The following is a 24,349-nucleotide window of genomic DNA, read 5'->3' on the forward strand; positions in this document are numbered from 1 at the left end:
TCGTTGATTGCTGTCCTCTATTTTGTAGCCATTTTGGTGTTTTCTCTCTTGAAACAATTTCACGATGTTTCGAATAGCGTCGACGTGACTGATTTGAATTATAAGTTTTAGAAGAACTATCTTCTTTTGTTTTTAGAGCATAATTATATGCTTGCTGAGCTGTTTTAATGCCTAACTTTTTCCAGTTTGAGGCAATCTCAAATATATAAGTTTTAGGAAGCTTCATATCATTTTTAAGCATGACAAATTGTAGCAGAATGTTAATAACACCAAATGACAATTTTTCGCGTTCTATTAATTCTTCAATCATTCTTTTTTGTTGTAAAGTTGGCTCAGATTCTGACCATGATGAAAGCATATCAATTGGACTCGTTTGTTCTAATAAATCAAACCATTCATTAGTAGATGTTTTATCATCTTTTAGCGCATTCTCATTTTGCGTCTCAGGTAATGATTGATGACTATCACTCGTTTTCACTTGCAATTCAGGAAGCTGCTGATTATGTTCTATTAAATAATAGGAACGAGCATGCTTTCTCATATCTTCAAAAGAAAGTTGTTGATTACTTGTAATTGAGTTCAGAATGATGCGTTTCATTGAATCTGGCGTTAAGCCGTATAATGTAGCTAACTGAATAATTAATTGACGTGCTTCTTTATTAAGAATTTCACTACTAATAAAATGCGTTTGCAACATTTCTTTTAGCATATCAAAATCAAATGTTTCATTTGATAAATCGATACCTGAATAATTAGATTCTTTGATTATTGGAGATGAATCTACACTTATATTATTTTGAGGCACTTTAAAAACATCGGTAAATTTACGTGTCACTTGTTGAAACCTTGCTAAATTAGGTTCATTCTTTTCAAAATAAGCTTTTAAACGCTTATATCTTTTATTATCTACTTCGTTGTATAGATAAACAGACAACATCGGATCATTAAAGAATTGATATGCTGTTGGTGGTTGAATGAGTTCATAAATAAAAAAAGATTGTTCATGACTATGTTTCACATACGTCTTAATTAAACCAATTGCTTCTAATGCATCCATGGACTTTCTAAACTCTAATAAATTGATCTTTAATTCGTTCATGATAGTGTAGTGCGTTAGTGCTTCACTTACTGATTCATTTACAAATTGATTCATGTAATGATAAACACCAATCGCTTGCGTACCAATTAGTGGAACATATAAACGATTTAGTATATCTAAATGATTATGATTAAAGAAAAAATAGCGATAAACTTCAAACCCATCGTGAGGTCTTAAACCATATTCATAAGATTGCAAACTCATTTATGAATCACTCCGTTTATTTTCATTCAATATACCTTGCATAGAGGCCAGTAATTGGTCTACATCTTTAAATTCTTTATACACAGAAGCGAAACGTACATAGGACACTTGATCCACATGCATAAGTAAATTCATCACATGTTCCCCAATATCTCTAGATGAGATTTCAGTATGACCTGTGTCACGCAATTGCCATTCAACTTTATTAGTAATATCTTCCAGTTGTTGATAACGTACAGGTCTTTTTTCACATGACCTTACAAGTCCATTTAATATTTTTTCTCTTAAAAATTGTTCACGTGTGCCATCTTTCTTCACTACTATAAGCGGACTAACTTCTATATGTTCAAATGTCGTAAAACGAGTTCCACAATTTTCACATTCACGTCTTCTACGAATTGCATTAGCTTCATCAGCATGACGTGAATCAACGACACGTGAATGCGTTGAATTACATTTTGGGCATTTCATATCTTTCACCCTCTTGAATAGATTATGCTTCATTATACTATAAATGTAATTGAGACAAAAGAAGTCGACTTATGAGCTAAAATACCAAATCTGTATTTATTTCAACTAAAATTGGTATTATATATCTAAACCTTATTTATTTTACTTATATTGATGCAATATATTGTCCAATAATTGAAAATAAAAAATTTGTACTTCCTTAGATAACTATTCCAAACACTCTTAAACTTCAGATGAGTAAATATACCTTCAAAAGTTTACATAATAATTTTAAATTAAACTTAAATCTTATTAGTAGTTCTGAAGTGAGTGATGAAGTGTAGTTGTGCAGACGCCTAATAAAAAAAGTATCGAGTGATTCATACACAAGCCTTTTCCACCGAAAAAGCACCACTACTTAACAAATAAACACCTACCTAATAACTACAAATACATGTAAAAAATAAAACTGCCGGCAAAGATCAATACTTTGTCGACAGTCTGACTCATTTCCCTTATGAATAAGAATTGAGATTATTATATATAATTAGTTAGCAGGTACTGCATTTTCAGAAGCAATTAAATTACCAATTTGTTCAGCAACTTCAACTACTCTATTTGAGTAACCCCATTCATTATCATACCAAGCAATAACTTTAACTTTATTGTCACCCATAACGATAGTGTTTTGAGCATCAACAATAGCTGAGTTAGGATTAGTATTAAAATCAACAGATACTAATGGTGCGTCCTCAACATCTAAGATACCCTCTAAACCAGCATTACGGAATGCATCGTTCACTTCATCCACTGTAACGTTCTTCTCTAAATCAACAACTAAGTCTACTAAAGAAACGTTTTTAGTTGGCACACGTAAAGCAAGACCATGTAATTTACCTTCTACTTCAGGTAAAACTTCTTTTAATGCTTTAGCAGCACCAGTAGAAGTTGGAATGATACTTTCGTTACATGAACGCGCACGACGTAAGTCTTTATGTGGATTATCAATGTTATTTTGGTCGTTAGTAATAGCGTGAACTGTTGTCATTAAGCCATTTACAATACCAAATTTATCATTTAACACTTTTGCAACTGGACCAATACAGTTTGTTGTACAAGAAGCATTACTGAAAATGTCATATTCTTGAACATCTAATTTATCGTCATTTACCCCTTTAACAATCATTTGAACGTGGCCACCTTTTGATGGACCAGTTAATAATACTTTTTTAGCGCCAGCATTAATATGGCTGATTGCTTTATCTCCATGATTGAATTTACCTGTCGCTTCAATGACGATATCAATATCTAAATCTTTCCAAGGTAAGTTTTCTGGATTACGATCTGACACTAATTTAATATCATGACCATCTACACGGATACCATTTTCAATTGGTTCTACTTTTTTATCGTATCTACCGTGAGTTGTATCATAATTAATTAGATGCGCAATTGTTTCTGGTGGATAGCTAGCATTGATTGCTACTACGTTTAAGTTATCTTTATGTAATGCAATTCTTAATACCATTCTACCGATTCTACCCATACCATTAATTGCTATATTTGTTGACATTTAAAGCACCCCTTGATTGTTTGTTTATATGTTATACTTTATAAAATTAGTGTAACATAATTATTTGAATTTGAAAGCGTTTTCCACTAATTTAAATATTTTATTTTTATATAACTTTAATAAGTTTTAGTTATTAAAAAAATCTTAGCGAAAAGTGTTATGATTAATAACTTCTTTTTCACTAAGATTTGGGGCTTAAAATTATTCTTTATTTAAAAATCCTTGTTCAGTTAATAAATTTTCAACATTTTGTTTTAATTCAAGTTTGTCTCCAAGATTATCTATGACATGATCTGCCATTCTGCTTTTTTTATCAATTGAAATTTGACTATATACTCTTGCTTTAGCATCTTCCGCAGTCAAATTATTGCGTTCCATTAAACGATCAATTTGAACACTTTCTGAAGTATATACTAACCAAACTTCATCTACTGTATCTTGTAAGTCATTTTCATATAGAAGCGGAATATCCATAATTACATTATGACCTTGTTGTAAATATTCATGTTTTTCTTCTTCCATAATTTCTCTTACAATTGGATGCACGATTTTATTTAATTCGAGGCGTTTTTCAGGATGATTGAACACGAGTTCTCCCATGTATTTACGATCCATTTCACCTTCTTCAATAATTGCTTCCTCACCAAATTGCGCTCTAACTTGTTCTAGACCTTTTGAACCTTTAGCTACAGCTTTACGCGCTGCTATATCCGCATCTACAATTTTGAAGCCATATGCAGTTAAAAGTTCAGAAACTGTAGATTTACCTGTTGCTATACCACCTGTTAACCCAATCACTTTAGGCATAAATATCACCACTCATTTCTATTTCTGACACTGCGGGCAGAAATGACTATTTCTAGCTGCTACTACTTTTTGTTCTATGTCATGCCCACATACTTTACATTTACTTTGTTTATACACATTTAAATGAAGTTGCATTTCACCAGTTTTACCATCTGCATGTCGATAATCTGAAATGCTAGTACCTCCATTATCAATACCCTCTTTTAGAACTTCTTGAACATAATAGAACACCATTTTACGTTCAAGTTCAGTTGTACCTTTAACTTTTCTTGAAGGATGAATTCCCGCTCTAAACAGCGCTTCACACGCATAAATATTGCCACAGCCAGCGACAATCTTATGATCTAATAACATCTGTTTAATTGGCTTATTCTGTACTTTCTTTTGATTTAAATAATCTTTAAAATGTTCAAGCGCTTCATCATCAAACGGTTCCGGCGCTATTTCTAAAAATGAAGGATAATCGTCAAAGGAAGCTAAGTTACGAATTTCTCCAAATCGACGTATGTCTGAATAGACAAGTTTTTTGCCATTATCTAAGTGAAAAATAACATGCCAATGTTTTCTATAATTAGGTGTCGTTATTTCAGATAATTGATTAACGATGAAAAACCCACCTGCCATACCTAAATGGCTTAATAAAATACGTTCATTATTATTTTTCTCGATATTAAATACGATATATTTACTACGACGTTCAATTTTTTTTAATGTATAACCTTCACTATTTAAACAGAAACCATCTAGATTTATCCCTTTAATGATAGTTTCTTTACCTTGGCGTTTCCCTTCAATTACTTTTTTTGAAAAGGTTACACTTTTAATAGTAGCATTTTTAATATATGGTTCTATACCTCTTTTAACATGTTCAACTTCTGGTAATTCTGGCATTTCAATTTCCTTTCTCTATTTCGCATCATACCAAGTAGAGCCATAGTTTGAATCTACTTTTAAAGGTACATCTAAATCTAGTGCATGTTCCATTATGTCTTCTACAAACGCACTAAAATCTTCAATTTCATCTTTAGGTACTTCAAATATCAATTCATCGTGAACTTGAAGTAATAATTTCGCATGATAAGAAGTCTCTTTAACTTGCTTATCAAATTCAACCATTGCTAGTTTAATAATGTCAGCTGCGCTACCTTGTATTGGTGTGTTCATCGCAGTTCTTTCAGCAAAGCCTCTTAAATTAAAATTACGACTAGTAATATCTGGTATATATCTACGACGATGTAATAGTGTTTCAACGTAACCATTTGCTTTCGCATCTTTTACAATATCTGACATATATTGTTTTACACCTGGAAAACTAGCTAAATAATCATCAATAAATGCTTTTGCTTTTTTACGAGTTATTCCTAAACTTTGACTTAAACCATAGTCACTTATTCCATAAACAATACCAAAGTTAACAGCTTTGGCTTGACGACGCATTAAATCATTTACGCCATCCGCTTCAACGCCAAAGACTTTCATAGCAGTAGCAGTATGAATATCATGACCATGAATAAACGCTTCTTTCATACTTTCATCTTGCGTAATATGAGCTAATACACGTAACTCAATTTGAGAATAGTCCGCTGAAAGTATGACTCTGTCATCTGAGTTTGGTTTAAATGCACGACGAATTTTACGTCCTTCCTCAAGTCTAACAGGTATATTCTGTAAGTTAGGGTCTACTGAAGACAAGCGTCCAGTTTGAGCTAATGTTTGATTGAAACGTGTATGAATACGTTTGTCATCACTAATTACTTTTTGTAATCCCTCAACATAAGTTGATTGTAATTTAGATAATTGGCGATAATCTAAAATATAATCTATGATTGGGTGTTCCCCTTGGAGTTGTTCTAACACATCAACTGCTGTAGAATAACCCGTTTTCGTCTTTTTAATGACTGGAAGTTTAAGCGTTTCAAATAATACAACACCTAGTTGTTTAGGCGAATTAATATTGAATTCTTCTCCAGCTGCATTATGAATATTACTAATAAGTGTATCCAATTTTTCTTGAATTTCATGTTGCATTTGTTGTAAATCATTGACATCTGTATAGATACCTGTCTCTTCCATTTCACCTAAGATGCGCGCAAGTGGAAGTTCTAAGTTCTGTAATAATTCTATTTGATTATGCGCTTCTAACTCTTTTAACATTAAAGGTTGTGATTCATGAATAGCTTCAGTTATAGAAGCGATATGAATGTTTAAAACGTCATCATCAGGGATGCTACGTTTTTTACCTTTACCATATATAGAAATATCATCTTTTACATAATTTTGACGATAATGCGTTACAACAGAACGGACGTCATCTATTGTTCTTGAAGGCTCTATAATGTAACTTGCTAGCATTACATCAAATTGAATATTTTTAATATCTATATCTAATCTATGAGCTACGACATACGTTTTCTTAGCATCATAAACACATTTGATCGTATTCTCATCTTCAAGCCATTTGATTAAATCAGGATAATCATTAATACTGTCAGCATTGATAACAATATGTTGTTCACCTGTATAGAAACCAAATTTTAATATTTCATCTTTTAAATAGTTTGAACCATCTATTTCAAAATGTATTACTGCTTCATCTAAATGCTTTAGATCGATATGTTCAAAAGTAGGTTCAATTTCAAATGTTCTATCTGAATTATCTTCAGTCTCAGGAACGTCGCTATCCATATCAGCAAGTAACTGCTTAAACTCTAATTTTTTAAATAACTCAATTTTATCTTTATTGTCTTCTTGATTTTTAAGTTGTGTATCTTCTAAATTTACTTCAATAGGACTTTCACAATTTATTGTCGCTAGGTCTTTACTCATTAATGCATCATCATGACTGTTTTCAAGTTTCTCTTTAAGTTTTTTTCCTGAAACTGATTCAATATTGTCATAAACACCTTCGACAGTTTCAAATTGTTTTAAAAGTTTAATCGCAGTTTTTTCACCCACTCCAGCAACACCTGGAATATTATCTGACGTATCTCCCATTAACCCTTTCATATCAATAATTTGATGTGGCGTTAATCCGTCATATTTTTCGGCAATAAATTCTGGAGTATAATGATCGACGTCAGTAACACCTTTTTTCGTATAATAAATAGTGACATTATCAGTCGCTAATTGAGTTAAATCTCGGTCTCCGGTTACTATAATCGTTTCAAAACCTTGCTTATCCGCTTCTTTACTTAGTGTACCGATAATATCATCGGCCTCGTAATTTTCTAATTCATAGTGTTTAATATGATAAGCATCTAATAATTGACGTATATATGGAAACTGCTCGCTTAATTCAGGTGGTGTACTTTGTCTGCCACCTTTATACTCACTATACTTGGAATGACGGAATGTCGTTTTACCTGCATCAAATGCTACTAAAAAGTGGCTCGGTTGTTCTTCTCTCATAATTTTTTCTAGTAACATAGCAAATCCATAGATTGCATTTGTATGAATACCTGCTTTATTAGAAAGCAGTGGCAAGGCATAGAAAGCTCTAAAACTTAAACTATTACCATCTATTAAGATTAATTTATTCAAAGTGCAAACCTCCAGAATGAATTTAATTATATTTTAGCATATTCCCTGTATCATCACGAATTAATGACTTTACTGTAAATCTAAACAATAAAAAACCTGTCTATTTGCGATATACAAATAAACAGGTAATTTAAAATTTTATTGTTTTTCATCTATAAATGACACTCTAAACAATGAACCTTTACCAAGTTGGCTTTCAACATTAATCGTACCATGATGTGCTTCTACAATATGTTTTGTAATTGATAGTCCTAATCCTGTTCCTCCTGAATCACGACTTCTTGCCTTATCTACGCGATAAAATCTTTCAAAGATGTGTTTTTGTTCATCTTTATCAATACCAATACCAAAGTCTTGAATTTCCAAGTTAACTTTAATATCTTCTCGATAAACTCTCACTATAACTTTATTATCTTCAAAAGAATAATTAATCGCATTAGATAATAAATTAGTAATCACTTGTGCTAGTTTATTTTCATGGGCCTCAATAATCACATCTTTTTCAATTTCTGAAATAATAGCAATGTTTTTATATCTCGCCTGGTTTTGAAGATTATCAATCGTATTACAAGCTAATTCTGAAAGGTTAACGTACGTTGTTTCAAGTTCCGTTTGTTGTTCAATATGTGATAAATCTAGTAAATCCATCACTAGTGATTCAATACGATTTGATTCTTTTAAAATAATATTTAAAAACATTTCAAGTGATTGTTCATCATTTTTAGCACCTTCAATTAAAGTCTCAGCAAAACCTTTAATTGACGTAATTGGTGTTTTAAGTTCATGAGAAACATTTGCTACAAATTCTCGTCTTAGATTTTCAAGTTTCTTTAAATTTGTAATATCATGCATAACGACTACTAGCCCTTGTAGACGTTTTTTAGATTTACTTAGAATTGGTATACATGAAACATCAAAGTATTTTTGATGTACATCATTAATATATAATTCTATCTGATCGTAGATTTGTTTTTCAGTTTTAAACGCTTCAAGTATTAAACGTTGTATTTCTTCATCTAGATATGAGGTATAGTCTTTACTTTCTACTTTTTTACCTGGTCTAAACACTTCATAATATGCATGGTTAGCTATCACGATTTCTCCCTGCTTATCAATCATTAAGACTGAACTTGGAATATTCTCAAGGGTTGTTTTTAAACGATTAGATTGCATTTTTTGCTTATTATTAAGCTTTTGAAGTCGTCTCGCTAAATCATTTGTTGTAACAAAAAGTGCTCGCGTTTCTTTAACGTTACTTTCTGGTACGCGAACATGATAATAACCATCCGCAATAAGTGATGTTGCATATGTAACTTCATTAATCGGTCTGATATAGGTTCTATTAATACTTCTAACTGCTAAGTAAACTGCCAATAATACAAAGATGCCAATGATAGACAAGTATTTCCACATACTTTTTTGTAACTCAATAATTTCATTATTTAAGCCGCTTATGTATATCTTTTTATCATTCATACTATGTTTAAACGTATATCTTAATTGTCCATTTTCATTGTGATAAACAATTTCAGAAGGATTAGCAGCATTATCTATATTTTTATTTAAATTATGATGATTACCCAATTTATAGATAACCTTGTCATTTTTATATATATAAACCGTTAAATGTTGGTCAGATGCAATATTAGTAATTTCTTTATTGTTCTTTTGGTTATTTAATTTTATAAAATTTTCAGAAATATGGGTTAATTCAGCACTTTGTGTTGTAGATAATATTTGATAAATCGTATGATGTATAATAGCTCCTAAACCTATAAAACTGATAATCGTGATGGTACCTAATAGAAGAAGTAATCTATGATGAAACTTTAACATTACCCTTTAGGTCTTTCTAATTTATAACCTAAACCACGTACAGTTTTAATTAATTTAGGTTGCTTAGGATTTTCTTCTAATTTATCCCTTAAGTGACTAATATGTACATCAACTATTCTAGAATCTCCAGCAAATTCGTAATTCCATACTGAATTAAGCATATGTTCTCTTGTGATCACTCGCCCTTGTCTTTCGATTAAATATAGAAGTAATTCAAATTCTTTAGGTGTTAATTCTAATAATTCATCATCTTTGTAGACTTCAAAGAATTCCGGTCTAATTCTGATATTTTCTATTACTATATCTTCTTCATCCACATCATCTTTTTCTACTTCACTAGCAAATTTCGATCTTCTAAGGATAGCTTTAACTCTCGCTACTACTTCTCTAGGTGAAAAAGGTTTAGTCATATAATCATCTGCGCCCAATTCTAACCCTAATACACGATCAAATTCATCATCTTTAGCAGTTAACATTAAAATTGGAACTAAGTTTTTGTCAGATCGAATTGTCTTACAAACTTCAATTCCATCTTTTTTCGGTAACATTACATCTAAAACAATCAGTTCAGGTTGAACTTCATTTACTTTTTCAAGTGCCTCTTCCCCATCGTATGCAACTTCAACGATGTAACCAGCTGTTTCTAGATTATATTTTAGTAAAGTTACAATGGATTGCTCGTCATCCACCACTAATACTTTTTGTGACATAATGTGCCTCCCTGATTAGAAATAACATTCATGTACATTATAACTGATGTTTAAATAAAAATAACATACCACATATTAAATTTACATAAACTTAACAATTAATATAATATTTTCTATTTATTAAGAAATTATTTTACTAACCTTAACTTAATATTAACAAATTTAGTCATTAAATTATAATTTTTTATAAGATTAATCAAAAAAACTCACTTGAAGCCTATATCTAAGCTTCAAGTGAGTGATATTAATACTTAATGATTATTTTAAATTTTTAATAAGTTCATCAGCAAATTCAGAAGTAGAAACTTCTTTAGCGCCATCCATTAGACGAGCAAAGTCATAAGTAACGATTTTTGAAGCGATTGTTGCTTCAATAGCATCTGTAATCTTATCAGCCGCTTCTTGCCATCCTAAATGTTCAAGCATTAATACAGAACTTAATAATTCTGATGAAGGATTAACTTTATTTAAGTTTGCGTATTTAGGAGCAGTACCATGTGTTGCTTCGAAAATCGCATGTCCTGTTTCGTAGTTAATATTAGCACCTGGTGCAATTCCAATACCACCAACTTGTGCTGCTAAAGCATCTGAAATATAGTCACCATTTAAGTTCATAGTAGCAACTACATCATGCTCAGCTGGACGAGTTAAAATTTGTTGTAAGAAGATATCCGCAATTGAATCTTTAATAATGATTTTGCCTTCTTGTTCTGCTTTGTTTTGAGCTTCATTAGCAGCATCTTTGCCATCTTTTTCAACAATTTCATCATATTGTTGCCAAGTAAATACTTTATCTGCAAATTCATTATGTGCTACATCATAACCCCACTGTTTGAATGAACCTTCAGTAAATTTCATAATGTTACCTTTATGAACTAAAGTTACAGCTTTACGATCATTATCGATAGCATATTGAATTGCAGCTCTTACTAATCTTTCAGTACCTTCTTTAGAAACTGGTTTAATACCAATACCTGAAGTTTCTGGGAAGCGGATATTAGTAGCACCCATTTCATTTTGTAAGAAATCGATGACTTTCTTAACTTCATCAGTACCTTCTTTAAATTCGATACCAGCATAGATGTCTTCAGTGTTTTCACGGAAGATAACCATATCAACATCTTGAGGACGTTTAACTGGTGAAGGTACACCTTTAAACCAACGTACAGGACGTAAGCAAGTGAATAAGTCTAATTCTTGACGTAAAGCAACGTTAAGTGAGCGAATACCACCGCCGATTGGTGTAGTTAAAGGCCCTTTAATTGCGATTAAATATTCTTTAATCGTATCTAATGTTTCTTGTGGTAACCATTCGCCAGTTTCATCATAAGCTTTTTGACCTGCTAAAACTTCTTTCCACTCAATACGTTTTTCACCGTTATATGCTTTTTCAACAGCAGCATCAATAACACGACTTGCTGCTTTCCAGATATCTGGTCCAATACCATCACCAATAATAAATGGAATGATTGGTTCATTTGGTACATTTAATCCTTCATTAGCTCTAGTAATTTTTTCTGTTGACATAACTTTAACCTCCAAGATTAATTATAATTAAATTATTTTAATAAATTAATTTATCTTTCTTCGATTGGTACATATTTGCGATTTTTTTCACCAATATAATTAGCACGTGGTCTCATAATTCTGTTATCACGATATTGTTCAAGAATATGAGCAGTCCAACCAGAAGTACGGCTCACTGCGAAAATTGGTGTGAATAAATCATGTGGAATATCCATACTGTGATATACAGTTGCACTAAAGAAATCTACGTTTGGAATAATGCCTTTTTCTTCACGCATACGTTTTTCGATTGCAATTGAAATATCATATAATTCACTTCTTCCTGTTTCAGAAGTGATTTTGCGACTCATTTCACGTAAATATTTAGCACGTGGGTCTCCGTCTTTGTATACACGATGTCCGAAGCCCATAATTTTGTCTTTATTTTTGAATTTTTCATCTAAATAAGCATCTACTTCATCAACTGATTTAACATCAGATAACATATTCATAACTTGTTCATTTGCACCACCATGTAAAGGTCCTTTTAAAGAACCAACAGCAGCTACAATACCTGAATACATATCAGATAAAGAAGAAACGGCACAACGTGCTGTAAATGCTGAAGCATTTAGTTCATGATCAGCATGTAAAACTAATGCTTTATTGAATGCTTCAACTTCTGTATCAGTTGGTAATTCCCCTCTTAGCATATATAAGAAGTTAGCTGCATAACTTAACTCTGGGTTAGGTTTTACAGGTTCTTTACCTTCACGCACACGTGCAAATGCAGTAACTAATGATGCAATTTTAGCTTGAATACGAATCGCTCTTTCTTTACGATTCTCTTCTGTTTCATCTTCAGCATCTGGATCAAAGTGTGCAATATAAGAAACTGATGTACGTAATGCTGTCATTGGATGTACATTATCAGTTGCGTATTCCTCGAAGTGTTTATACACTCTTGGATTTAATGTCATATATTTATTTAATTTTTCTTTTAATGTATCTAATTCATCTTGAGTTGGTAATCTATAATTCCATAAAAGGAAGATAACCTCTTCGAATTGCGCATGTTCTGCTAAGTCGTCAATATCATAGCCCGCATATGTTAATTGACTATCAATAATTGAACTGATTTTAGTTTCAGCTGCAATTACCCCTTCTAAACCTTTTTGTAATTCTGCCATAAGCAATTCCCCTTTTCTTTAACTTAATGTAATGGCTTTCAAGAACATTATAGCTAATTGTCTAAATTTTGTGAATGAATATATACCTTTTCACAATCAAACTAATGTGTATCCAATTTACTATTATGATACTTTTATAACCTATAATCCCCGTTATCAATGGCTTTATGCTTCAATTTAAAATGTAACTAGTAAGAAAATATTGAAAATTTTAATTTTTTTATCAAGAATGATTACAATTTGTTAACTAAATATTAAAGGAAATTTTAGAAAAAATTATAAAAATAATTGTCGAATTGGTTATATAAGTGCATAATAAATATTAATTAAATGTAAGGGAGTTGTCTTATGGCTGAAGAAAAATTACAAAGAGGGTTGAGTAATCGTCATGTGCAATTAATTGCCATTGGCGGCGCAATTGGTACAGGGTTATTCTTGGGAGCTGGACAAACGATAGCAATGACAGGTCCATCTATTTTATTCACCTATATTATTATAGGCTTCATGTTATTCATGTTCATGAGAGGTCTCGGAGAAATTATGATTCAAAATACCCGTTTCCACTCTTTCGCAGACGTGACTAATGAATACATAGGACCTTTCGCCGGTTTTGTAACTGGTTGGACTTATTGGTTATGTTGGATTATTACAGGAATGGCCGAAGTTACAGCTGTTGCAAAGTATGTAAGTTTCTGGTTCCCACACATTCCAAACTGGATTTCAGCATTATTCTGTGTATTAATTCTAATGGCATTCAACTTATTAAGTGCTAAAATATTTGGTGAATTAGAATTCTGGTTTGCGATTATCAAAATCGTTACAATCATCGCTTTGATAGTTGTAGGTTTAATTATGATTCTATTCGCGTTTAATACACAATTTGGTCATGCAAGTTTCACTAACTTATATAAACATGGCATCTTTGCTGATGGCGCTTCAGGTTTCTTTATGTCATTCCAAATGGCACTATTCTCATTCGTAGGTATCGAAATGATTGGTGTGACAGCCGGAGAAGCTAAAGATCCAGAGAAAACTATTCCAAAAGCAATTAATGCGGTACCATTAAGAATTTTAGTATTCTATGTGGGTGCATTAGCAGTAATCATGTCAATTATCCCTTGGGATAAAGTGGATCCTGCTGAAAGTCCATTTGTACGATTATTCTCATTAATTGGTATTCCGTTTGCAGCAGGATTAATTAATTTCGTAGTATTAACAGCAGCAGCATCATCTTGTAACAGTGGTATCTTCTCAAATAGCCGTATGTTATTTGGGTTATCTGAACAAGAACAAGCACCTCCTTCTTTTAGAAAGACAAATAAAAACGGTGTACCACATATTGCAATTATCGTATCATCAGCGTTATTGTTGGTTACAGCATTGCTAAATTACATCTTCCCTGATGCTACTCTAGTATTTACTTATGTAACAACTATTTCTACTGTATTATTCATTATTGTATGGGCATTAATTATTATTGCTTATATCAATTATCACAGAAAAAATCCTGAGCTACATAAAAAAGTTAATTATAAACTTCCTGGTGGTAAATATATGGGATATGCAATTCTAGTGTTCTTCATTTTAGTATTCTGTTTATTATTCGTGAATGAAACTACTAGAAATGCGATTTTCTTAACACCATTATGGTTTATCATTTTAGGATTAATGTATTTAAGATATAAAAAAGTAGCTAAAAGAACTAAATAATTATATTGCTCATAAACCTTAACTTATCGAATTCGGTAAGTTAAGGTTTTTTTATGTAACAATTAATCTAGTATTGCTTATTCTTAATCGTTCCTTCTTAAAACATACGTCACCCTTTTACACGTGATTCCTTTAAGCATAAAAAATAGGCTAAACCATTTAATAGTAATGGTTTAGCCTATGATATTGATTGTAAAGCTTAATATTTTATATGGCTTTAATTAATTATAAAACGTTAGCATAGCCTTCAAAGATTTTACCTTGGGCAGCATCGACAGTTACTAAAATATCATTTTTGAATTCTTTAGTAGCATTTTCAACACCAATTACTGTTGGAATACCTTTTTCAAGACCAATAATAGCACTTGGAGATGTAATACCATTTTCTTCAGTGATTAAACCAACTGCTTGTTCTACGTATGGTACTAGAGTTTCATCTACAGAGTTAGTAACAATAATTGATTCACTTAAGTCTTTACCTTCTAAGTCACTAGCGCTATTCGCAACAACAGTTTTACCTACAACTGATCCACGTCCTACGCCTTGACCTTTAGCAATTTCGTCGCCTACTAAGTGTAATTTCATCATATTAGTTGTACCTTGTTCACCAGTTGGTACACCTGCAGTAATAATAATTAAGTCTCCGTTACTTACTCTTCCAGTTTCAACAGCAGTTGCAACCGCATTATTTAAAAGATCATCTGTAGTTTTACGACCTTTTTTAATTACAGGGTAAGCACCCCAAACTAATGCTAATTGACGAGCAGTGTGTTCACTAGGTGTAACTGCGATAATATCTGAATGAGGACGATATTTAGAAATAGTTACCGCTGTAGAACCACTTTCTGTAGCAGCTACGATAGCTTTAACATTTAAGTTAAGAGCAGTGTGTGCTACTGATACACCAATTGCATTTACAAGAGATGTTTCAACTAATTTAGTACGGTCAGATAATAATTTTTTGTAATCTTGAGCTGCTTCAGCAGATACGGCAATATTTCTCATTGTTTTAACTGCTTCTTCAGGATATAAACCTGCAGCAGTTTCACCAGATAACATTACTGCATCAGTACCATCGTAAATCGCATTGGCTACGTCACTTGCTTCTGCTCTTGTAGCACGTGGGTTACGTTGCATAGAATCAAGCATTTGAGTAGCAGTAATAACTGGTTTACCAAGTTTATTACATTTTCTAATTAAATCTTTTTGAACAATTGGTACTGATTCAGGTGGAATTTCAACACCCATATCACCACGAGCAACCATTAATCCATCAGAAACTTCAAGAATTTCTTCGATGTTATCTATACCTTCTTGGTTCTCAATTTTAGGGAAAATTGTAATATTGTGATTATTCTCTCTTTCAAGAATCTCACGAATATCTAATACGTCACTTGGACGACGTACGAAGCTTGCAGCAATGTAGTCTACATCTTCTTTAATACCGAATAAGATATCCGCAGCGTCTTTATCAGTGATACCTGGTAAATTAACTTTAATACCTGGTAAGTTAACACCTTTTTTATTTTTCAATTCACCAGTATTTAAAATATCACACTTAACTTCGCCTTTAGCTTTATCAATGTCTTTAACTTGTAATTCAATTAAACCGTCATCAAGTAAGATATAAGATCCTAAGTCAACATCGTTAATTAAATCACCGTATGTTACAGAGAATTTCTCAGGTGTACCTTCCACTTGATTCATGCTTACGATAACTTCTTTACCTTTTTCAAGTGTAATTAAGCCATCTTTCATGTCGTGAGTACGAATTTCAGGTCCTTTAGTATCAAGTAAGATACCAATAGTTTTACCTAATTTATCAGCTACTTTACGAATTGTATCGATACGCGCTTTATGTTCTTCATGGCTACCATGAGAGAAGTTTAAACGCGCAACGTTCATTCCAGCTTTCATTAATTTTTCTAACATTTCCTCTGATTCTGATGCAGGTCCAATAGTACATACGATTTTAGTCTTTCTCATTATAAAAGCCTCCTAAATTAAATAGATAACTCTTTAGCTAATTCATAAATATCTTTATAAAATTTATGATCATCTTTATTGAAAATGTCTTCAAACGGTGTTGCAGTAAGTTTGTTGTCTTTAATACCAACGCCCTTACCAGATTGTCCTTCCATTAATAACTCTACAGCATAACCACCTAAACGTGAAGCAAGTACTCTATCAGCACCTGATGGACTACCACCACGTTGGATATGACCTAAAACAGAAACACGTGCATCAACATTAATATATTTCATTAATTCATCCGCACATTCTTGTCCAGTCATACAACCTTCAGCGACCATCACTATAGAATGTTTTTTACCACGTTTGATACCTTTTTCAATTTTTTCAGCAATGTCTTTAATATCTGTGTGCGCCTCAGGTACTAAAATAGTTTCAGCCCCTACTGATAATCCAGCCCATAGAGCTAAATCACCACAGTCACGCCCCATTACTTCAACAATAAAAGTTCTAGCATGACTTGACGCTGTATCACGAATTTTATCGACGCTCTCAATGATAGTGTTTAAAGCTGTATCAAACCCAATTGTAAAATCAGTACCATTAATATCATTATCAATCGTACCAGGAATACCAATAGTTTTAATATCCTTCGTTTCTTCACTAATTCGTTGTGCCCCTCGGTAACTACCATCTCCACCTACTACAACTAAACCTTCAATTCCATGCTTGTGTAAGTTCTCTATTCCTCTTTTACGAACACTAGCTTCTTTGAATTGTGGACATCTAGCAGAGTAAAGGAAGGTGCCTCCACGTTGGATAGTGTCTCCAACTGAGCCCAATTCAAGTTTATGAATATCATCGTCTAATAAACCTTGATAACCTTGATAAATTCCATAAACTTCAATATCATTATAAATCGCCTTACGCACTACTGCTCTAACAGCAGCGTTCATGCCTGGTGAATCTCCACCACTTGTTAATACCGCAATTTTCTTCATGACGACATACCCTTTCCTAACTAGAATTATCTTTAGTATTAAATTACCACAATTTTTTTAGGTGTTCCATTAATATAGGTGCTTTATATTGATGTAAACGTTTTATATATTAAAATTAACTTATTCAATATAAAAAAACTAGAAATCAAAGTATTGATTTCTAGTTTTAAAATTAATTTTCATTATAAGAACCGATATTTCTAAACTTGTTAAATCTATTTTCGACTAATTCATCCGCGCTTTGCTTATTTAATTCATCTAAGTGTTTAACAAATGCAGTTTTAATGTCTTTAGCCTGTTGTTCGATATTATTATGAGCGCCACCAAGTGGTTCATTGATTACTTCATCAATTACATTTAATTGATGTAAATCCTTAGCAGTAATTTTCATCGTTTCTGCAGCCATCTTAGCTAATGAACTATCTTTCCATAATAATGCCGATGCACCTTCAGGAGAAATAACTGAATATGTACTATTTTCAAGCATTAAAATTTTATTAGAAATACCGATACCTAGTGCGCCACCACTACCGCCTTCACCAATGACAATAGCGATTACTGGAACTTTAAGTGAAGCCATTTCAACTAAATTTCTAGCGATAGATTCACTTTGACCTCTTTCTTCTGCAGCTTTACCCGGATAAGCACCTTTAGTATCAATAAAGGTAAAAATAGGACGCTTAAACTTCTCAGCTTGTTTCATCAATCTTAAAGCTTTACGATATCCTTCTGGATGAGCCATACCGAAGTTTCTATAAATATTATCTTTTGTACCCTTACCACGTTGTTGTCCTATTACTGTTACTGCTTGTCCGTTTAAATAACCGATGCCACCTATCATTGCTGGATCGTCTCTGAAATTTCTGTCTCCATGTAACTCAATAAAAGAATCAAAAATATGAGGTATATAATCAAGTGTAGTAGGTCTTTCTTGTAAACGTGCGATTTGTACTCTATCCCACGGCTTTAAATTTGTATAAATCTTTTTCGTTTCTCTCTCAAGAGAAGCTTCTAATAAATCAATTTCATCTTGCAAATCAACATCATTTTTTTCTTGAGATTCTTTTAAAGATTCAATTTTATTCTTTATATCAAATAATGGTTTTTCAAAATCAAGCATTCGGTTTCACCTCTTGGTGCATTTTTAAAATTTGAGCAAGCGTTGTTTTCATTTCTTTACGATGCACAACTTTATCAAGTTGACCATGCTCTAATAAAAATTCAGCAGTTTGGAAATCATCTGGTAATTTCTCATTAATAGTTTGTTCAATGACTCTACGACCAGCAAAGCCAATTAAAGCCTTTGGTTCACTTAAATTTATATCTCCTACAGAAGCAAAGCTCGCTGATACCCCGCCCGTTGTCGGATGAGTTAAATAAGAAATATATAGCAAACCAGCATCAGAATGGCGTTTTAAAGAGACGCTCGTCTTACCCATTTGCATTAATGATATAATACCTTCTTGCATTCTCGCACCACCACTAGCTGAGAATAAAATGAAAGGCAAACGATGCTCAGTACAATAATCAATAATACGACAAATTTTTTCTCCAACTACAGAACCCATACTACCCATTCTGAAACGTGCATCCATAACAGCAATTCCGTATTTGATGCCTTCTAATTCTGCAGTACCTGTTACCACTGCTTCATTTAAATCTGTCTTCTTTTGATCTTTTTCAATTTTTTCCTGATAACCTGGAAAATCTAATGGGTTAGCAGATGTCATTCCTTTATCAAATTCTTCAAACGTATGTTCATCTGAAATCGCTTCTATTCTTTTATAAGCAGGTAATGCAATGTGATGATCACAATTAAAGCATACATTTAAATTTTCGGATAATTCTTTTGTATACATAATTTTTTTACATTTAGGACATTTAGTCATTATCCCTGCTGGAACTTCATTTTGTTTTGAATCTTGTACTGTTAAATATTTCTTTTTCTTACTACTTCTATTAAAAAAATCTTTAAACATGTGTAAACCTCCACGTAACCTATCAAACAACCTTATAGTTTACAAAAATGTTGAATTTGCGTCTTTAATCGCTTGCAAAATATTAGAGAGAAATTATGAATAAATATTAATTCATAATTTCTCTGTAAATATAGCAAACTGAATTATTGGTTAATTATTTAACAAGTTGGATTAAATAACTTTTTATTATTTTAAATCAGTTAATTTCATTGTTTTATCGTACACTTTTTGAGGGTCAACATCAATACGAGCTACACCTGATTCCATTGCTGCTTTAGCAACTTCACGGGCCACTGAAGGTGCTACTCTTTTATCAAATGGTCCAGGAATGCAGTAGTCAGGGTTCAATTCATCTTCTTCAATTAAATTAGCAATCGCTTCAACCGCTGCTTTCTTCATATCTTCATTAATGTGAGTTGATTCAGTTTCTAAAGCGCCTCTAAAGATACCTGGGAATGCAAGTACGTTGTTAATTTGGTTAGGGAAATCTGAACGTCCAGTACCAACTACTTTAGCCCCAGCTTCTTTAGCATCATCAGGTTTGATTTCTGGATTAGGGTTAGCCATAGCAAAGATGATTGCATCATCAGCCATAGTTTGTACCATTTCTTTAGATAATAAATCTGCTACAGATACACCAATAAATACATCTGCATCTTTGATAACATCTTCTAAAGAACCATCTACTTTGTCTTTATTTGTAAATTTAGCAACGTATTCTTTAGTCTCATTCATACCATGAGAACGTCCTTCATAAATAGCACCTTTAGAATCACACATAACCATATTTCTAACACCATATGCATCTAAAAGTTTTACAATTGCAATACCAGCAGCGCCAGCTCCATTAAGCACTACTTTAATATCTGATAAATCTTTATTAACAATTCTTAGGGCATTAATTAAACCAGCCATTGTAACAATAGCAGTACCATGTTGATCATCGTGGAATACTGGAATATTTGTTTCTTTCTTTAATCTCTCTTCAATTTCAAAACAACGTGGCGCTGAAATGTCTTCTAAATTAATACCACCGTAGTTAGGTGAAATAAGTTTAACTGTTCTAATTATTTCTTCAGTATCTTTTGTATCTAATGCGATAGGTACACCATTAATTCCTGCAAAACTTTTAAATAGAACTGCTTTCCCTTCCATAACTGGAATACTAGCAGCAGCGCCAATGTTTCCTAAACCTAATACTGCTGTACCATCTGTGACAACAGCAACTGTATTTCTTTTAATAGTATAATCATATACAGTACGAGGATCTTCATGAATCTCTTTACATGGCTCAGCTACGCCCGGTGAATAAGCTAAGCTCAGTTCTTCTTTATTCGTTACCTTTACATTAGGCATTATTTCTAATTTACCTTGATTTTCTTTGTGCATTTGTAAAGCGTCATCTCTTAAAGACATCAAATCAACCCCTGTTAATCATCTATATTTTTTAAACGAAAATTGCGAACAACTTATTTTTTATCTTAACTCAAATGTGTATATAAAATAAAATTAACTGATGATTTTATCTTATTAATCATCAGTTAACTATATCATAAAATTTTTACATATAAAAGTTATACAATCCTTATATCGCTCGGTTTAAATAGATTAATAAATTGACTGAGGTAGTCCCTTTCTCTTTTAATGAAACCTAATGTCATTGTTTTATTAGACGTTTCGTTATAAATCATTACTTCAATATTATTTTCTTTGCTATTTGAAAGATGCTGTTTTACTTCCTCAATATCTGTTACATTTCGAATAATAATTTGATTCGCCTTTTTAATTTGGTTCTCTTCAAAATCATCCATCGTAGTTAAATAATTGACCACTAATTGAATTTGTTGATTTCTTTTTTCAAATTTGCCATATACGACATCAATTTCATTTTCTTTCAAAACGGTTTCCAATTGCTTAAATTTATCAGGAAAGATGACCCCGTCTATAGTATTACGACCATCATTAAGCGTTAGAAATGCCATATTTTGACCGTTTTTAGTGCGAATCTGTTTAACTCTATCAATTTGCACTAAAATTGGTTTAGAATTCATCTGATGTTTAAGCTTAAAAATCCCTAAGTATTGTTTATTGTTAAATAATTTTTCAACAGGATGATTTGAAATATAAAATCCTAAATATTCTTTTTCATAATTGCTAATCATTTGATCACTGAGTTCTTCTTTATCTTGATATGTCTGTTTAGGCGTCAACATATCAAATAAAAAGTCATCTTGTTCTACATTAGAAACGTCATCTAAAACTTGATCAATAGCACTTAGCAATGTAGCCCGAGTCTTACCTAAACTATCAAATGCGCCAACTAATATAAGTGCTTCAAGCAATTTTCTTGTCTTAATTCGTTTAGGGATTCTTCTAGCAAAGTCAAAGAAGTCTTTGAAATTCCCATTCTGATATCGTTCATCGACGATTAATTTCACGCTCTGATAGCCTACACCTTTAATAGCACCAAGCGACAGATATATATTAGATTCAGTCGCTTTATAAAACCAATGGCTTTTATTTATATCAGGAGGCAAAATATTTAAGTTTTGACTTTTTGCTTCATCAATAATAGTCGCAGTTTTACTTTCATTTCCTACTACATTGCTGAGTATATTGGCATAAAAATAATTAGGATAATGTACTTTTAAATAAGCCATAATATAGGCTATTTTTGAATAACTAACTGCATGCGCCCTTGGGAAACCATAATCAGCAAATTTAAGTATTAAATCAAAGATTTGTTTACTTACCGCTTCATCATAACCATTTTCAACGGCACCATTTACAAAATGTTGACGCTCATTTTCTAATACGGTTCTATTTTTCTTACTCATTGCGCGACGTAAAATATCCGCTTGCCCATAACTAAAACTTGCGAATTGACTAGCAATTTGCATAATTTGCTCTTGATAAATGATAACTCCATACGTACGTTTTAATATAGGCTCTAAATCAGGATGCAAATACTGAATATCACTTTGATTATGTCTTCTTGAAATATAAGTTGGTATTTCTTCCATAGGACCTGGTCTATATAAAGAGGTTACAGCGACGATATCTTCAAAATGTTCTGGTTGAAGTCTAACCAGTACTTTTCTCACACCCTCTGATTCTAATTGGAAAATGCCAGTGGTATTACCTTTTGAAAGTAACGCAAATACATTCTCATCATTCATCGGTATTTTTTCAATATCAATATCTATATTTAAGTCTTTCTTAACTTGTGTAATAATTTGGTGAATAATTGAAAGATTTCGAAGACCCAAGAAATCAATCTTTAATAAGCCTAATCGCTCTGCTTCAGTCATTGTCCATTGCGTTAATAAGCCTGTATCCCCTGTTGTTAATGGCACATAATTATAAAGTGGTTTCTCATTTATGATAATACCTGCTGCGTGAGTAGAAGTATGTCTAGGTAACCCTTCTAATTTGCGACTGATTTCAAACCATTTCTCATGACGATGGTTTCGGTGAACGAACTGCTTAAAATCATCGTTTTGATACGCTTCATCCAGAGTGATTCCTAAACGGTGTGGAATAAGCTTAGATATCTCATTAAGAGTAATATCATCAAACCCCATAATTCGCCCAACATCTCTAGCAACCGCTCGAGCCAATAAGTGACCAAATGTTACAATACCAGACACGTGGTGCTCCCCATATTTTTCTTGAACATATTGAATCACTTTTTCGCGTCTGGTGTCTTCAAAGTCTATATCGATATCTGGCATCGTTACACGCTCAGGATTCAAGAAACGTTCAAATAGCAAATTATATTTAATCGGGTTAATTGTTGTAATGCCAAGTAAGTAACTAACTAGTGATCCTGCTGATGAACCACGCCCTGGCCCTACCATGACATCATGAGTTTTTGCATAATGAATTAAGTCACTTACGATTAAGAAATAATCTTCAAAACCCATATCTGTTATAATTTTATATTCATGCTTTAAGCGAGCTTCGTAACGTTCATCTCGATGTAAATCGAATTCCTGTAACTTTTGTTGCAACAGTGACCATAAATAATCTTTAGAGCTTTCGCCAGTTGGTGTTTCAAATTTAGGTAATAAATCTTGATGATATTCAATTTCAGCTGTACATTGATTTACAAGTTCTGCAGTATTGTGCAGTATTTTATCAGATAACTTCATTTCTTGAAGTTCATTTTCTGATAAAAAATGTTCCTCAATATCCTCGACATCGTTGACTAAATCTAACTTTGTATTGTTTTTAATTGCTTCTAGAGCTGGTATAGTATCTATATCTTTCGCATCAAGATACCTAGCATTTTTTAGCCAAACTGTTTTTAAATCATATATTGATGCATCACTTGTGTGATTGATATATATCGCTTCATGATTAGCAAATTCATTAATGATAGATTGATGATCTTCTTGAGCCTCTTTAAAAATAATAGCAAGATCAGCACTATATTTATGTAACCAATCTAAGGGCACAAGGTCTTTCTCCTTCATCTTAATAGCAGATGATAATCGATACAAAGCAGTTAACCCTTTATTATTTCTGGCAAGTAACACTGTTTCAACGGTATTTAATCCATTCGACAAGTGAATGGTCATACCGAAGATGGGTTTAATGTGATGTTCGTTACAAGCATCATAAAATTTCGGGAAGCCATATAAAACATTCGTATCTGTTATTGCTAACGCCTCATAGCCATTTTGTTGCGCTTTTTTAACAACATCATCGATTTTCAAGCTTGAATATAATAAATCATACGTTGTGTGAATATTTAAATGTGCAACCATA

16 protein-coding genes and 1 pseudogene are annotated in these 24,349 nt (G+C 32.3%); 1 reads left to right on the forward strand and 16 read right to left on the reverse strand.

Annotation, left to right across the window (positions count from 1 at the left end):
* Window positions 1–129: 129 nt before the first annotated feature.
* The 10 genes and pseudogenes from E2558_RS04950 to E2558_RS04995 form a co-directional block, all read right to left on the reverse strand.
* Window positions 130–1,303, reverse strand: a pseudogene (locus E2558_RS04950) (replication initiation and membrane attachment family protein); the annotation flags it as partial.
* Entirely contained in the window at window positions 1,304–1,774 is a 471-nt protein-coding gene (nrdR, locus tag E2558_RS04955) for a transcriptional regulator NrdR (protein ID WP_126567076.1), read from the reverse strand.
* A 526-nt stretch (window positions 1,775–2,300) separates the two neighbouring features.
* Window positions 2,301–3,326, reverse strand: a complete 1,026-nt coding sequence (gap, locus tag E2558_RS04960; protein ID WP_126567077.1) for a type I glyceraldehyde-3-phosphate dehydrogenase — start codon at window positions 3,324–3,326, stop codon at window positions 2,301–2,303.
* 201 nt (window positions 3,327–3,527) lie between these two features.
* Window positions 3,528–4,133, reverse strand: coding sequence for a dephospho-CoA kinase (gene coaE, locus E2558_RS04965; RefSeq protein WP_126567078.1), 606 nt, complete (start codon window positions 4,131–4,133; stop codon window positions 3,528–3,530).
* 18 nt (window positions 4,134–4,151) lie between these two features.
* Entirely contained in the window at window positions 4,152–5,024 is an 873-nt protein-coding gene (gene mutM, locus E2558_RS04970; RefSeq protein WP_126567079.1) for a bifunctional DNA-formamidopyrimidine glycosylase/DNA-(apurinic or apyrimidinic site) lyase, read from the reverse strand.
* A 15-nt stretch (window positions 5,025–5,039) separates the two neighbouring features.
* Entirely contained in the window at window positions 5,040–7,673 is a 2,634-nt protein-coding gene (gene polA / locus E2558_RS04975) for a DNA polymerase I (RefSeq protein ID WP_126567080.1), read from the reverse strand.
* A gap of 138 nt (window positions 7,674–7,811) precedes the next feature.
* Complete coding sequence (gene pnpS / locus E2558_RS04980; RefSeq protein ID WP_126567081.1) at window positions 7,812–9,509, reverse strand: two-component system histidine kinase PnpS; 1,698 nt, start codon at window positions 9,507–9,509, stop codon at window positions 7,812–7,814.
* Window positions 9,509–10,219, reverse strand: coding sequence for a response regulator transcription factor (locus E2558_RS04985; protein WP_103299175.1), 711 nt, complete (start codon window positions 10,217–10,219; stop codon window positions 9,509–9,511). The genes pnpS and E2558_RS04985 overlap by 1 nt, the downstream gene beginning before the upstream one ends.
* A gap of 258 nt (window positions 10,220–10,477) precedes the next feature.
* Window positions 10,478–11,746, reverse strand: coding sequence for an NADP-dependent isocitrate dehydrogenase (gene icd, locus E2558_RS04990; protein WP_126567082.1), 1,269 nt, complete (start codon window positions 11,744–11,746; stop codon window positions 10,478–10,480).
* Between the two features lie 50 nt (window positions 11,747–11,796).
* Window positions 11,797–12,915 (reverse strand): citrate synthase, encoded by a 1,119-nt coding sequence (locus tag E2558_RS04995; protein ID WP_126567083.1) that lies wholly within the window; start codon window positions 12,913–12,915, stop codon window positions 11,797–11,799.
* Between the two features lie 348 nt (window positions 12,916–13,263).
* Between E2558_RS04995 and E2558_RS05000 the strand changes: the two genes are divergently transcribed.
* On the forward strand, window positions 13,264–14,625 hold the full coding sequence (locus tag E2558_RS05000) for an amino acid permease (RefSeq protein WP_126567084.1): 1,362 nt from the start codon (window positions 13,264–13,266) through the stop codon (window positions 14,623–14,625).
* A gap of 225 nt (window positions 14,626–14,850) precedes the next feature.
* Here E2558_RS05000 and pyk read toward each other — a convergent pair whose 3' ends face one another.
* From pyk to E2558_RS05030, 6 genes are all read right to left on the reverse strand, one after another.
* Window positions 14,851–16,611, reverse strand: coding sequence for a pyruvate kinase (pyk, locus tag E2558_RS05005; protein WP_126567085.1), 1,761 nt, complete (start codon window positions 16,609–16,611; stop codon window positions 14,851–14,853).
* A gap of 17 nt (window positions 16,612–16,628) precedes the next feature.
* Entirely contained in the window at window positions 16,629–17,597 is a 969-nt protein-coding gene (gene pfkA / locus E2558_RS05010; RefSeq protein WP_126567086.1) for a 6-phosphofructokinase, read from the reverse strand.
* A gap of 172 nt (window positions 17,598–17,769) precedes the next feature.
* Window positions 17,770–18,717, reverse strand: a complete 948-nt coding sequence (locus E2558_RS05015) for an acetyl-CoA carboxylase carboxyltransferase subunit alpha (protein WP_126567087.1) — start codon at window positions 18,715–18,717, stop codon at window positions 17,770–17,772.
* Entirely contained in the window at window positions 18,710–19,576 is an 867-nt protein-coding gene (gene accD, locus E2558_RS05020) for an acetyl-CoA carboxylase, carboxyltransferase subunit beta (protein WP_126567088.1), read from the reverse strand. Before accD ends, E2558_RS05015 begins: the two co-directional genes overlap by 8 nt.
* Before the next feature lie 186 nt (window positions 19,577–19,762).
* The gene (ystJ, locus tag E2558_RS05025; RefSeq protein ID WP_126567089.1) at window positions 19,763–20,992 is read right to left on the reverse strand and encodes an NADP-dependent malic enzyme; all 1,230 of its coding nucleotides are present in this window, start codon (window positions 20,990–20,992) and stop codon (window positions 19,763–19,765) included.
* A 158-nt stretch (window positions 20,993–21,150) separates the two neighbouring features.
* The gene (locus E2558_RS05030; RefSeq protein WP_126567090.1) at window positions 21,151–24,348 is read right to left on the reverse strand and encodes a DNA polymerase III subunit alpha; all 3,198 of its coding nucleotides are present in this window, start codon (window positions 24,346–24,348) and stop codon (window positions 21,151–21,153) included.
* Window position 24,349: the final 1 nt, after the last annotated feature.

Origin of the sequence: Staphylococcus pragensis, assembly GCF_004785665.1 — a bacterium.
In the GTDB taxonomy this organism is placed as follows: Bacteria; Bacillota; Bacilli; order Staphylococcales; family Staphylococcaceae; genus Staphylococcus; species Staphylococcus pragensis.